Below are 11,002 nucleotides of genomic sequence, written 5' to 3'. Positions count from 1 at the left end.
CAGGGGGGACCCCCAGAGCACGCACCGAACGCCGCTCCTTCTCCCACGGAGATCCATCAGAAGCGGCCTAGGCGGAAGGCCTGCACAGTCCGGGGATCCTGTCCGCCGCTGCCGGGAAACGAGCCGTCAGTTCCGCCGCGTCCCCGTGTTCGTAGCCCTCGAACGTGAAGCCCGGGGCCATCGTGCAGCCGAACAGGGTCCATGAGCCGCCCTCGCTCACCCTGCCGCCCATCCAGGTGCCCGCCGGGACCGTGAACTGGACGTGCTGGCCGTTCAGGACGTCCGGCCCGAGGACCACCGTCCGGATGCCGCCGTCCGGGGCGAGCAGGAGGAGCTCCAGGGGATCACCCCGGTAGAAGTGCCAGATCTCGTCCGTCGGCAGGCGGTGGAGGGCGGAGAAGTCGTCCGCTGCCAGGAGCGCGACGATCGCCGTGCCCTCCGGCCTGCCGTCGGGGCGTTCGGGACCGGCCCAGGTCTGGCGGAACAGGCCGCCCTCACGCGGGATCGGTTCGAGTCGGTAGTGGGCGATGAGGTCCTGTGGGGTCACCCGGGGAACAGTATCTCCCGGTCCAGGAAGGCGAGCTGGGCCTTCTTCTCCGGCAGGTACACGTCCGGGAGGTCGATCTCCGGCAGGACCACCACCGGCCCGGCGGTGAAACCCGTCCTGAGGAAACGGGCGATCGCCTTCTCGTTGCGCACGTCCGGGTCGACCACGACCCGTCGGCGGTCCAGGCCGAGCAGGACGTATGCGGCGACGACCGACATGAGACGGGCCGTCCAGCCGGGCTGCGCGCCTCCCGGGCCGGCGGGGGCGAGGAGCAGGTGGACGCCGATGTCGCCGGGGCGGACGGCGTAGCACTCGCTGACGCGGTCGGCCTCCGGCTCGTAGGTCTGCAGGAGCGCGACCGGCTCGCCGTCCCGGACGACGAGGTGGGCGTGGTGGGTGTCGAGCGTGGCCATGTGGGCGTAGAGGTCGGCGACCTGTTGTTCGGTCAGTTCGGTCATGCCCCAGAAGACGGCCCGTTCCCCGCCGACCCACTGGTGGATGACGGCGGCGTCGGCGGCGGGGTCCAGCGGCAGTACGCGGACGGTGCCGAAGCCGTCGATCGGCTGCTCGTGGACGGGCGTGCGGGAGGCGTACGGGTCAGACATCGGCTTCCTTCTCCAGCTGAGTCCAGTCGGTGACGACCGGGACGAGGTCTCCCGCGAGCCACAGGGGGAGCTGGTCGCGGTGGTGGGGCGAGCCGGGGACGCCCGAGGCGCCGAGCGGTACCACCCAGCGGCTGTCGTCCCGCCGGGCCAGGTCCCAGACGTACCGGGCGGCCGGGCCCCTGGCGGCGCGGTCGGTGAGGCCCGGCACGCCCGAGGTGCACAGCACGCAGTCGTGGTCGCCGGACAGCCCCGGTTCGTCATGGGGCCGCTCCGGCTCCAGCGCCCGCCAGGGGGCGAGGCGGTGGGTGTCGCCCCAGACCCCGGCCGGGGGGTGTACGGCGACTTCCTCGATCGCCGCTCGGACGGCCGCCGGGCGGTCGATTCCGTACAGCTCCCCGGCCCGCAGCAGGTGTTCGAGGGCGAAGGCGACCCGGGGGACGAGGGCCAGCCAGGGCTGGAAGACGTCCGGATACGCCGGTGGCGCGGTGAGCGGGGTGAACACCGGGTCCGCCGCGAGCCGCCGTACGACCGCCGCGCGCACGGCCGCGTAGAGGGCCGCGTCGGCGCTGCCGGCGTCCATGTGGCGGTCCCAGCCGCGGAGGCGGTCCCGGAGGGCGGCGGCCTCGGGGGTGAGGTCGTCGAGGGCGCCGAGGTGGTCCAGGAGGGAGGACGCGGAGGCCAGGTGGGTGTCCGTGTGGATCGCGGGCATGTCGGCGGCGGACCAGCGCTCCTTGCCGGCGAGCAGCGCGGCGATGCGGTCGGCGCGGTGCGGCGGGGCGAACTCGACGCCGAGGGGACCGGCCGGGCCGCGCTGGTTGGCCATGACGGCGACGCCGTCGGTGAGCCCGGCGCGGGGCGTCTCGTGCCAGCCCCGCCACTCGTGACCGGGCTCCCAGGCGGGCACCACGCGCAGGGAGTTGGTCCCGGCGCGCCGCGGCACCCGCCCGGCCACGCGGTGCAGGACACCGCCCTCGGTGTCGGCGGCCTGGACGACGTTGACCGGTTCGGCCCACTGGTCGAAGGCCCGGTCCACGTCGGCGACCCGGCGGGCCCGCAGCAGTGGCAGCAGCGCGCCGAAGCCGAGGTCCGCGGTGACGCGGGGCGGGTGGCGCAGGCTGATCGCCACGGGCGGGCCGGAGGGATCGGCCGGGTCGGCCGGGTCGCCGTCGAGGCCCTCGGGTCCGCCGATGATCACCGGGCCCCGGGCGGTCTCGATCACCTCGACCTCGACCGGCTCCTCACCCGCCACCTCGACGGTCTCGGTGTGCCGGGCCGCCCGCCGCCAGATCCCGTCCGGGCCGAGAGCCTCCACACCGGCGCCGGTGCGCCGCAGCCGTTCCCGGTAGAGGTCCTGGTAGTCGGCCATGGCGTTGGTGATGGCCCAGGCGACCGTGCCGGTGTGCCCGAAGTGGGCGATGCCGGGCACGCCGGGGACGGCCAGGCCCACGACGTCGAACTCCGGGCAGGACAGGTGGATCTGCTGGTAGACGCCCGGGTCCTCGATCCAGCGGTGGGGGTCGCCGGCGATGACCGCCTGTCCGGTGACCGTCCGCTCGCCGCCGACCAGCCAGCCGTTGCTGCCGGAGGTGCCGGGGCCGTCGGTGGCGAAGAGCCCGACGGCGTCCGCGCCGAGGTGGGCGGCGACCTGCTCGCGCCAGAGCTTGGCCGGGAACCCGGCGAAGAGGATGTGCGTGGCGAGCCAGACCCCGAGGGGGGTCCAGGGTTCCCAGCGGCCCGGGGTGAGGCCGGTGCGGGCGAACTCGGGGGCGGTGCCGCCGGCGAGCCCCTCGTTGACCCCGTCGACGTACGCGCGCACCCACCGCGCCGTCTCGGGGTCCTTCCTCTCCAGGTCCGCGAAGCAGCGTCGCGCGGTGTCGTCGACTCTGGCCCGTCTCGCGAACCGGTCCCAGGCCAGGGCGCTTGCGCCGAGGAAGGACGCCGAGGTGCCCTGCGCCCGGTGGCGCTCGATCTCCAGCTGCCAGGCCCGGTCCCGGGCGGTGACGAGGCCCTGGGCGTGGGCGAGTCCGGCCGCGCTGCCCGCGCGCAGATGCGGAATGCCCCAGGCATCACGGTAGATCTCGGTGGCCACGCTGCGCCCCTTCTTTCCTTTAGGTTAGGCTTGCCTAAGTCAATCGTGGCGGAATGGTACGTGAAGGGCGAGGGCGCGATGGGGCAGGGGCGGGGTTGGGAGGGCGCGGTCCTCAAACTGCTGCGCGGCAAGGACTTCGAGTTCACGGTCACGGACGTCGAGGACGTCACCCCGCACTACCGGCGGCTGCGCTTCACCGACGGCGGTCTGCTGGCCGCGACCGGAGTGCACCCCACCATGTGGGTACGGCTGTGGTTCGACAACGCGGGCAAGCCGCACCAGCGGGCCTACACGCTGGTCGACCCCGAACCCGACCCCGACGCCGGGACCGGCACCTTCGCCCTGGAGTTCGCCCTGCACGAGGGGTGCGCCAGCGACTGGGCCAGGGCGGCGAAGCCGGGCGACACCATCGAGGCGACCGTCCAGGGCACCGGCTTCGAGCACCCGGACCCCGCGCCCTCGCACGTCTTCGCCGTCGGCGACCCGGCCTCGCTCCCGGCCCTCAACTCGCTCCTGGACGCCCTGGGCCCCGCCCCGGCGACCGTCTGGTTCGAGGGCGGCGACGGCGACCTGCCGTACCGCACCGACCCGGCACGGCACGAGTTGCGCAAGGTGCCGCGCCAGGACTCCGGCGCCCACCTCGTCGACCGGGTGAAGTCGGACCTGCCCGGCCTGCTCCGGGACATCTCCGACCCGTACGTCTGGATCGCCTGCGACACGGCGACGACGCGGACGCTCGCGGCGTACGTCCGCAAGGAACTGGGCCTGCCCAAGCAGCGGGTGCACGCGCTGGGCTACTGGCGGGCGACCTGAGCAGCGGGAGGGCCCGCCCCGGGGGATGATCGGGGCATGGACGTCACCCTGCACCTCGCCCAGGATCCCGAGGCCGACGCGCTGCTCGGCCGCAGTCCGCTCGCCGCGCTGGTCGGCATGCTGCTGGACCAGCAGGTTCCGATGGAGTGGGCGTTCAAGGGCCCGGCCACGATCGCCCGGCGGCTCGGCGGCGACGACCTGGACGCGCACGAGATCGCCGCCCACGAGCCAGAGGCCTTCGCCGCGCTGCTCTCCCGCAAACCGGCGGTGCACCGCTACCCGGGCTCCATGGCCAAGCGCATCCAGCAACTGTGCCAGTACCTCGTCGAGCACTACGACGGTGACGCCGAGGCCGTCTGGAAGGACGTCGGCACCGGCAAGGAACTGCTGAAGCGCCTCGCGGAACTGCCCGGCTTCGGCAAACAGAAGGCCCAGATCTTCCTCGCCCTGCTCGGCAAACAGCTCGGCGTACGGCCGACGGGGTGGCGAGAGGCCGCGGGCTCCTACGGCGACCCGGACTCCTTCCGCTCGGTCGCCGACATCACCGGCCCGGAGTCGCTGGTGAAGGTGAGGGCACACAAGCAGGAGATGAAGGCGGCGGCGAAGGCGGCGAAGGCCTCCGGCACGTAGGGCCTGTCGTCCACCTGGCCCGCCCGGGTGGCGCGCCTCCGCGGCCGGACCCGAGCATGAACCATGGCCGAGCCACCGAGCGGCTCCCCTTCGGGCCGGGAGCACGACACCGACCCCGACCGCGCGCCCGACGGCCCGATACCCCCTGCCCGGCAGGGCCGCGAACGACACGGACGGCCCCCTCACCGACCGCCCGGGCCGCCCGCCCCCTGGCCACCCGACCCGCAGGCGCCCCGGGGCCCGGGCCCACGCGAACAACCCGGCCGGACCCCACCACCCGACCCGCAGCACACCTGGCCACCCGACCCGCAGACGCCCCGGAACCCCGGCCCACGCGAACAACCCGGCCGGACCCCACCACCCGACCCGCAGCACACCTGGCCACCCGACCCGCAGACGCCCCGGAACCCCGGCCCACGCGAACAACCCGGCCGGACCCCACCACCCGACCCGCAGCACACCTGGCCACCCGACCCGCAGACGCCCCGGAACCCCGGCCCACGCGAACAACCCGGCCGGACCCCACCGCACGGCGCCCAGGACACCTGGCCGCCCGACCCGCACGGCCCGGACCCCTCATCGCCCCGTGAGCCGCACGGCCCGCACCCGTCATCCCCCGGCGAGCCGCACGGCCCGCACCCCTCATCGCCCCGTGAGCCGCACGCCCCCACCCCGCCCCCGGAGAACGACCGGTCCGAGCCACCGGGACCGTCACGGCCGCGCGCCGCGGGCACCGGCATACGCCGAGCGGGCGGATCTCGCGGCCGGCGCGATGAACGGCCCTCGCACGGCGGAAACGACCTCCCGTGACCTCCGCCCCGCAGCCGGTCTCCCGCGGCCCGCGCCGGAACACCTGGCTGCGGGTGCTCGTCCTGCTGCTCGCCCTGCTCGTGCCGGGCGCCCACGCCGAGGCCCACGCGGGGCCGACGGCCGCCGTCTCCGGGGAGAGCACCACCGTCGAGTGCGACGTCCTCGACTCCGCCCTGCGCCCGCCGGTCAGAGGCTCCCGCCGCACCGCCGTCCCACCGAGCCCCGCCCCGCTCCGGACTCCCGGGCCCGCGTCCCCCGCGCACCGCTCCGGGCCCGTGCCGCCGAGCCCGCCGTACGACCCTCGCCCCCTGCGTTCCGAAGTCCTGCGCTGCTGACCCGGCCGGCAGCCCGCACGGAACAGGAACGACGAGGAATGACGAGGAACAGCCATGCGTCAAGACCCGTACGCCGTCCTGCGCGCCCTGGTGCGCGCGGAGGCCGCCCGCAACGCCCCCCGGCCGCCCCGCCCCGAACCGTCCCGGCCCGAGCCGGACACGCGGAAACGACCCGGGGAAAGGGAACGCGGCTGACCCGAGACGCGACGGCGGAGGCGGCCCGACCGACGTCTCCGCCGCCCCGAACGCCTCGCCGCCCCGAACGCCTCCGCCGCAGGGAACGCCTCGCCGCCCCGAGCAGCGAGCGCGTGAGCGCCTGATCTCCGGCCCGATCCTCGTCCCCACCGACCGGGCCGGCGATGTCCCGAGGGCGTGCCGGTCGCGCGGCCGAGCCGGGCGAGGACCTCGGCGGGTACGCCCTTCGGAACCCGCGGCACGAAGAGGACGCCGACTCCTGACGCCGATCCCTGACGCCGACTCCTTTCGAGCGAATTCGCGTGCCGGGCCGCCCGGACGCCCGGGTCGAGGGCCGGGCCGGGGAAGACGTGGCCCGAGGCGATCCGCAGGGGCTCCGGCGGAAGGGCGGCGGCGCGGGCGGTCACCTCAGGGACGGGAGGTTCCCGGTTCATACCGCCTTGTGGGGTTTTTTTCAGCGCCGCACTGGGGCGCCATGGCTGCGCCCGGAAGGTCTTGACCGGTAGGCTTTCCGTGTGATCTTCAAGCGCATCGGAAACGGCCGGCCGTACCCCGACCACGGCCGGGAAAGCACCCGGCAGTGGGCGGACGTCGCGCCGCGCCCGGTCCGCCTCGATCAGCTCGTGACGACCAAGGGTCAGCTCGATCTGGAAACACTGCTCGCCGAGGACTCCACGTTCTACGGCGACCTCTTCGCGCACGTCGTGAAGTGGCAGGGCGACCTGTACCTGGAGGACGGACTGCACCGCGCGGTGCGGGCGGCACTCCAGCAGCGCCAGGTGCTGCACGCACGCGTGCTCGAACTCGACTGACCCCCGCAGGTCGCGGGTTGGCCCTTTCGGGTTCCACTGGGCGACGTCGAATGATCATCTAGTAGGCATCGTCGCCCGGGCGCACTACGCTGCGCTCATGAGCATGCTGACTCCCCCCGGCATGGGCGGCAAGTACCGCATCACGGGCAACAAGTACCCCAAGATGCGCCGGCCCCGGCGGCGCGGCAGGCTCGTCGTCCTGACCGTCGCGTCCGTTGTCGTCCTCGGCGTGGGCGGGTGGGGCACGCTGCAGCTCATCGACGTCTTCACCGGCGGCGGCAGAAAGGCTTCGGCGGCCGGTGACGGGACGGACTGCGGCGTCGAAACCAAGGCGAGCGCCTCGCCCAGCGCCAAGCCCCTGCCCGAGCCGCGCACGATCACCGTGAACGTACTCAACGCCACCACCCGCGCCGGTCTGGCGAAGAAGACCGCCGACGAGCTCAAGAAGCGCGGCTTCAAGATCGGCGACGTGGGCAACGCGACCAAGCAGTACGACAAGAAGGTCAAGGGCACCGGGCTGCTGCTCGGCCCGGCCACCGCGCTCGACACCACGCTGCCCGTGCTCGGCACCCAGCTCCCGGGCGCCGAACGACGGACCGAGGCCGCCCGCAAGGGCGCTGCCGTCGACCTCGTCATCGGCGACGCCTTCAAGGAGCTGGCGAAACAGCGCGACGCCGACCGGGCCCTGACCAAGCTGGCCAGGCCCGAGCCGACGCCGTCCGGAAAGGGCTGCTGAGCACGTCCCCGAGGGCGCGCCCAGGGGTCCCGGGGGTGTACCTGTACGTCTCCGAGAGCCTGCCCGCAGGCCCATGAGGGTGCGCCCACGGGTCCCCGAGAGCGTGCCCGCAGGCCCACGAGGGTGTACCCGCAGGTCACCGGGTGCGTGCCCGCAGGCCCACGAGGGTGTACCCGCGGGCCCCCCGGGCCCTACTCGGCGGATCCGTACATCCGGTCCCCCGCGTCTCCGAGGCCCGGCACGATGTAGCCGTGCTCGTTCAGCCGCTCGTCGACCGAGGCGGTCACGACCGTCACCGGCGTACCCGCGAGCTCGCGCTCCATGATCTCGACGCCTTCCGGGGCCGCCAGCAGCACCACGGCGGTCACGTCGTCGGCGCCGCGCCGGATCAGCTCCCGGATCGCCGCGACCAGCGTGCCGCCGGTGGCGAGCATCGGGTCGAGCACATACACCTGACGCCCCGACAGGTCCTCGGGCATGCGCGTCGCGTACGTGGAGGCCTGGAGCGTCTCCTCGTTGCGGATCATGCCGAGGAAGCCCACCTCGGCGGTCGGCAGCAGCCGGACCATGCCGTCCAGCATGCCGAGCCCGGCCCGCAGGATCGGCACCACCAGCGGCCGCGGATGGGACAGCTTGACGCCCGTGGTCCGCGCGACCGGCGTCTGGATGTCGACCTGTTCGGTACGCACGTCACGCGTGGCCTCGTAGGCGAGCAGGGTGACCAGCTCGTCGGCGAGGCGGCGGAAGGTCGCGGAGTCGGTGCGCTGGTCGCGCAGGGTGGTGAGTTTGTGGGCGACCAGAGGGTGGTCGACGACGTGGAGACGCATGTCCACAACAGTAACCGGGCGGGATCCACCGGTCCGCACGGCAAGCCCGCTGTACGGCCGCGCGCGAGCACCGGCGTCAAACCGCCCGTCCGGGGGAACGTGGGAAAGATGGAGTGGGGATGGTGAACCTGATGCCCGACCGGAAATTCCGAGACGAGAAATTCCGAGACGAGCCGTCGCCGCGCGCATGGCCGGGGACGAACCCGGAGCCCGACGGCGCGGACGGGGCCGAGGAGTCCGACGCCGAGCGCCGTCGGCGTCGCGCCCGGTTCCTGCGCGATCTGGCCGAGGCCCGGGAACTGCGCGACCGCGTCCAGCCGCGCCGCGCCAAGACGGCCCGGCTGCGCCACGCGATGCGCATGCGCACGTTCCGCTGGTAGGGAACGGGGTGGAAACCCCCGGCAAAGATCACGAACCGCGCGGAGGTTGTCGCGGTCGACCGTGCGTGGAGCGGGGCAAAGCCGCGTACGATCCGCAGGTGGCGGCAACGGGCGTGCGAGCGGAACTGCCGGACACAGGGGGCCGAAGACGTCCCCTGAACGCCTTGTTTCTGCCACGATTCCGAGTGGGTGGGGCTCGGACGAGCACTCCCCGCCCGTAACCTCCGCCGGGGGGACCCCCAACCGGCACGCCTAAGACCAGTGGGAGAGTCACGGTGTACTTCGCCGCACTGCTCGCGCGCACCGAAGACGGGTGGGAAGCGAGCGACACAGAGCTCGACGATGTGGAAACCCTGTCGGATCTGGCCGACCTCGCCCGTGAAGCCTCCCCCGACGAGGACACGGTGCTCGTGCTCATCGAGCAGGAGGACGCCTGGTTCGGCGTCGTCCGCGTGGACGGCGAGGAAGACCCTCGCATCTACGTCTCGGACGCCGCCGCCGCTGCCCGCAGCAGCTACGGCGAGATCCTGCTCACCGACGAGCTGCTCGGCCGCGATCCGGACGACGGGGACGTCCTCGACGCCCTCGACCTCGACGGCACCGAGGACGGTGATTCCGACGACGACGAGGACGATACCGACGACGACGCCGGGCCCGCCGCCTCCACCGAGGCCGTGCCGCACGGTCCGGTCGGCGACGCCCTGATCCTGGACGACCTCGGCGTGAGCGAGAAGGAACTGCGCTCGCTGGCGACGGACGCCGTCAACGAGATCGCCGAGTCCCTGGGCGCCTCGGAGACCCTGGAGACCGTCCGCTGACCGGTCCCGCCACCCCGGCACCGCCGGATCCGGTCCGGGACCCCTGGCGGCCCGCGATGCGACTCGCCCTGGACGAGGCCGCCGAGGCCGTCCGGGGCGGGGACGTCCCCGTCGGCGCCCTCGTCCTGGCCCCGGACGGCACGACCGTGCTCGCGGCCGGGCACAACGAACGCGAGGCCGGTGGTGATCCGACGGCCCACGCGGAGGTCCTCGCCCTGCGGCGGGCCGCGGCGGCGCTCGGCGCGTGGCGGCTCACCGGCTGCACCCTCGTGGTGACGCTGGAGCCCTGCACGATGTGCGCGGGCGCGATCCAGCAGTCCCGCGTCGACCGGCTCGTCTACGGCGCCCGCGACGAGAAGGCCGGCGCGGTCGGCTCCCTCTGGGATCTCGTGCGCGATCGGAGGCTCAACCACCGGCCCGAGGTGATCGGGGGAGTGCTCGCCGAGCAGTGCGCCGAGCTGCTCACCGAGTTCTTCCGAGGGCGCTGATACCGATTTCGAAGCACGCGGCACCTTGCTGTAAGGTCTCCCTCGGTAGCGTGTCCGAGCGGCCGAAGGAGCTCGCCTCGAAAGCGAGTGTGGCGCAAGTCACCGAGGGTTCAAATCCCTCCGCTACCGCTTGAGAAGGGCCCCGTCGTCAGGCGGGGCCCTTCGTGCGTCCGCCCCTTCGGGTGATCGGTCCTTCGTGCGATCATGTGCGCTGCACGCACACCAGTGACACATGTGCGCTGCACGGGAACCAGTGACAGGGGAGGCCGCGATGGCGGTGAACGCGAAGAAGGTCGCCGTCTACGCCCTTGTGGTCTTCGCGCTGTACGTGATCATCACGGACCCCGAGACGGCGAGCGACTACGTCCTCATAGGGTTCCAGGGCATCTCGGACGCCGCCGGGGCCCTCGGCGACTTCGCCACGTGGGTCGCAAAGGGAGGAAAGTGATGATCCGCCACCTGGTTCTGTTCAAGCTCGGTGAGGGTGTCGAGCGCGACGACGCCCGGGTCGTGGAGGGCGTCGAGGCCTTCCGCGCGCTTGAGGGCACGATCCCCGAGATCCGCTTCTGGGAGCTCGGCTGGAATGTCAGCGACCGCCCCATCGCGTACGACTTCGCCATCAACTCGGCCTTCGACGACGCGGACGCGCTGCGAAGGTACGTGGAGCACCCGGACCACCAGGCGGGCGTCGCGCTGTGGCGGGAGTTCGCCACGTGGGTGATCGCGGACTACCAGTTCTGAGACCGACCGTTCCGAGCCCCCTGTCGCCATGACAGGGGGCTCTTCTGTTACTTGAGTTGACTTGTGCGGCTTTCATTCCTCAACACGTAGTTATGGGGTGCTTGCACACAGTGCACATGTCTTGTGATGCTATGACCGCTTTTGATGGAAGAGTTGACGGATGAGTTGACGATGAC

At 72.9% G+C, this 11,002-nt stretch carries 15 protein-coding genes and 1 tRNA gene; 12 read left to right on the top strand and 4 right to left on the bottom strand.

What is annotated here, in order from left to right; all coding sequences use genetic code 11:
• Positions 1–67 precede the first annotated feature (67 nt).
• Genes QNO09_RS24125 through QNO09_RS24115 form a run of 3 tightly spaced genes read right to left on the bottom strand, consistent with a single transcriptional unit; the run spans position 68 to position 3,241 of the window.
• A complete protein-coding gene (locus QNO09_RS24125) occupies positions 68–547 on the bottom strand; it encodes a cupin domain-containing protein (RefSeq protein ID WP_283972332.1) in 480 nt (159 codons plus the stop codon).
• Positions 544–1,152: a GNAT family N-acetyltransferase gene (locus tag QNO09_RS24120; RefSeq protein ID WP_283972331.1), complete on the bottom strand. Its 609-nt coding sequence runs from the start codon at positions 1,150–1,152 to the stop codon at positions 544–546. The genes QNO09_RS24125 and QNO09_RS24120 overlap by 4 nt, the downstream gene beginning before the upstream one ends.
• Complete coding sequence (locus QNO09_RS24115) at positions 1,145–3,241, bottom strand: penicillin acylase family protein (protein ID WP_283972330.1); 2,097 nt, start codon at positions 3,239–3,241, stop codon at positions 1,145–1,147. Before QNO09_RS24115 ends, QNO09_RS24120 begins: the two co-directional genes overlap by 8 nt.
• A gap of 78 nt (positions 3,242–3,319) precedes the next feature.
• Between QNO09_RS24115 and QNO09_RS24110 the strand changes: the two genes are divergently transcribed.
• The 6 genes from QNO09_RS24110 to QNO09_RS24085 all read left to right on the top strand — a co-directional run bounded on the left by QNO09_RS24110 (position 3,320) and on the right by QNO09_RS24085 (position 7,572).
• A complete protein-coding gene (locus QNO09_RS24110; protein WP_283972338.1) occupies positions 3,320–4,054 on the top strand; it encodes a siderophore-interacting protein in 735 nt (244 codons plus the stop codon).
• Positions 4,055–4,090: 36 nt separating this feature from the next.
• Positions 4,091–4,684: an HhH-GPD-type base excision DNA repair protein gene (locus QNO09_RS24105; protein WP_283972329.1), complete on the top strand. Its 594-nt coding sequence runs from the start codon at positions 4,091–4,093 to the stop codon at positions 4,682–4,684.
• An 806-nt stretch (positions 4,685–5,490) separates the two neighbouring features.
• On the top strand, positions 5,491–5,829 hold the full coding sequence (locus QNO09_RS24100; RefSeq protein ID WP_283972328.1) for a hypothetical protein: 339 nt from the start codon (positions 5,491–5,493) through the stop codon (positions 5,827–5,829).
• 54 nt (positions 5,830–5,883) lie between these two features.
• On the top strand, positions 5,884–6,024 hold the full coding sequence (locus tag QNO09_RS24095) for a hypothetical protein (RefSeq protein ID WP_283972327.1): 141 nt from the start codon (positions 5,884–5,886) through the stop codon (positions 6,022–6,024).
• Between the two features lie 515 nt (positions 6,025–6,539).
• On the top strand, positions 6,540–6,836 hold the full coding sequence (locus QNO09_RS24090; protein WP_003999914.1) for a type II toxin-antitoxin system VapB family antitoxin: 297 nt from the start codon (positions 6,540–6,542) through the stop codon (positions 6,834–6,836).
• A 121-nt stretch (positions 6,837–6,957) separates the two neighbouring features.
• On the top strand, positions 6,958–7,572 hold the full coding sequence (locus QNO09_RS24085; protein WP_283972337.1) for a LytR C-terminal domain-containing protein: 615 nt from the start codon (positions 6,958–6,960) through the stop codon (positions 7,570–7,572).
• 191 nt (positions 7,573–7,763) lie between these two features.
• Here QNO09_RS24085 and upp read toward each other — a convergent pair whose 3' ends face one another.
• Positions 7,764–8,399, bottom strand: coding sequence for a uracil phosphoribosyltransferase (gene upp / locus QNO09_RS24080; protein WP_283972326.1), 636 nt, complete (start codon positions 8,397–8,399; stop codon positions 7,764–7,766).
• A 131-nt stretch (positions 8,400–8,530) separates the two neighbouring features.
• Between upp and QNO09_RS24075 the strand changes: the two genes are divergently transcribed.
• The 6 genes from QNO09_RS24075 to QNO09_RS24050 all read left to right on the top strand — a co-directional run bounded on the left by QNO09_RS24075 (position 8,531) and on the right by QNO09_RS24050 (position 10,826).
• Positions 8,531–8,779: a hypothetical protein gene (locus QNO09_RS24075; RefSeq protein WP_283972325.1), complete on the top strand. Its 249-nt coding sequence runs from the start codon at positions 8,531–8,533 to the stop codon at positions 8,777–8,779.
• 275 nt (positions 8,780–9,054) lie between these two features.
• A complete protein-coding gene (locus QNO09_RS24070; RefSeq protein WP_283972324.1) occupies positions 9,055–9,597 on the top strand; it encodes a tRNA adenosine deaminase-associated protein in 543 nt (180 codons plus the stop codon).
• A gap of 56 nt (positions 9,598–9,653) precedes the next feature.
• Positions 9,654–10,085: a tRNA adenosine(34) deaminase TadA gene (tadA, locus tag QNO09_RS24065; RefSeq protein ID WP_283972323.1), complete on the top strand. Its 432-nt coding sequence runs from the start codon at positions 9,654–9,656 to the stop codon at positions 10,083–10,085.
• Between the two features lie 44 nt (positions 10,086–10,129).
• A tRNA-Ser gene (locus QNO09_RS24060) sits at positions 10,130–10,214 on the top strand.
• Positions 10,215–10,356: 142 nt separating this feature from the next.
• A complete protein-coding gene (locus QNO09_RS24055) occupies positions 10,357–10,533 on the top strand; it encodes a hypothetical protein (RefSeq protein WP_248503353.1) in 177 nt (58 codons plus the stop codon).
• The gene (locus QNO09_RS24050; RefSeq protein ID WP_283972322.1) at positions 10,533–10,826 is read left to right on the top strand and encodes a Dabb family protein; all 294 of its coding nucleotides are present in this window, start codon (positions 10,533–10,535) and stop codon (positions 10,824–10,826) included. The genes QNO09_RS24055 and QNO09_RS24050 overlap by 1 nt, the downstream gene beginning before the upstream one ends.
• Positions 10,827–11,002 lie beyond the last annotated feature (176 nt).

The organism is Streptomyces sp. 378, assembly GCF_030124145.1.
In the GTDB taxonomy this organism is placed as follows: Bacteria; Actinomycetota; Actinomycetes; order Streptomycetales; family Streptomycetaceae; genus Streptomyces.
Note: the sequence above shows the minus strand (reverse complement) of the source record. Positions and strands in the feature narration are given on the sequence as shown.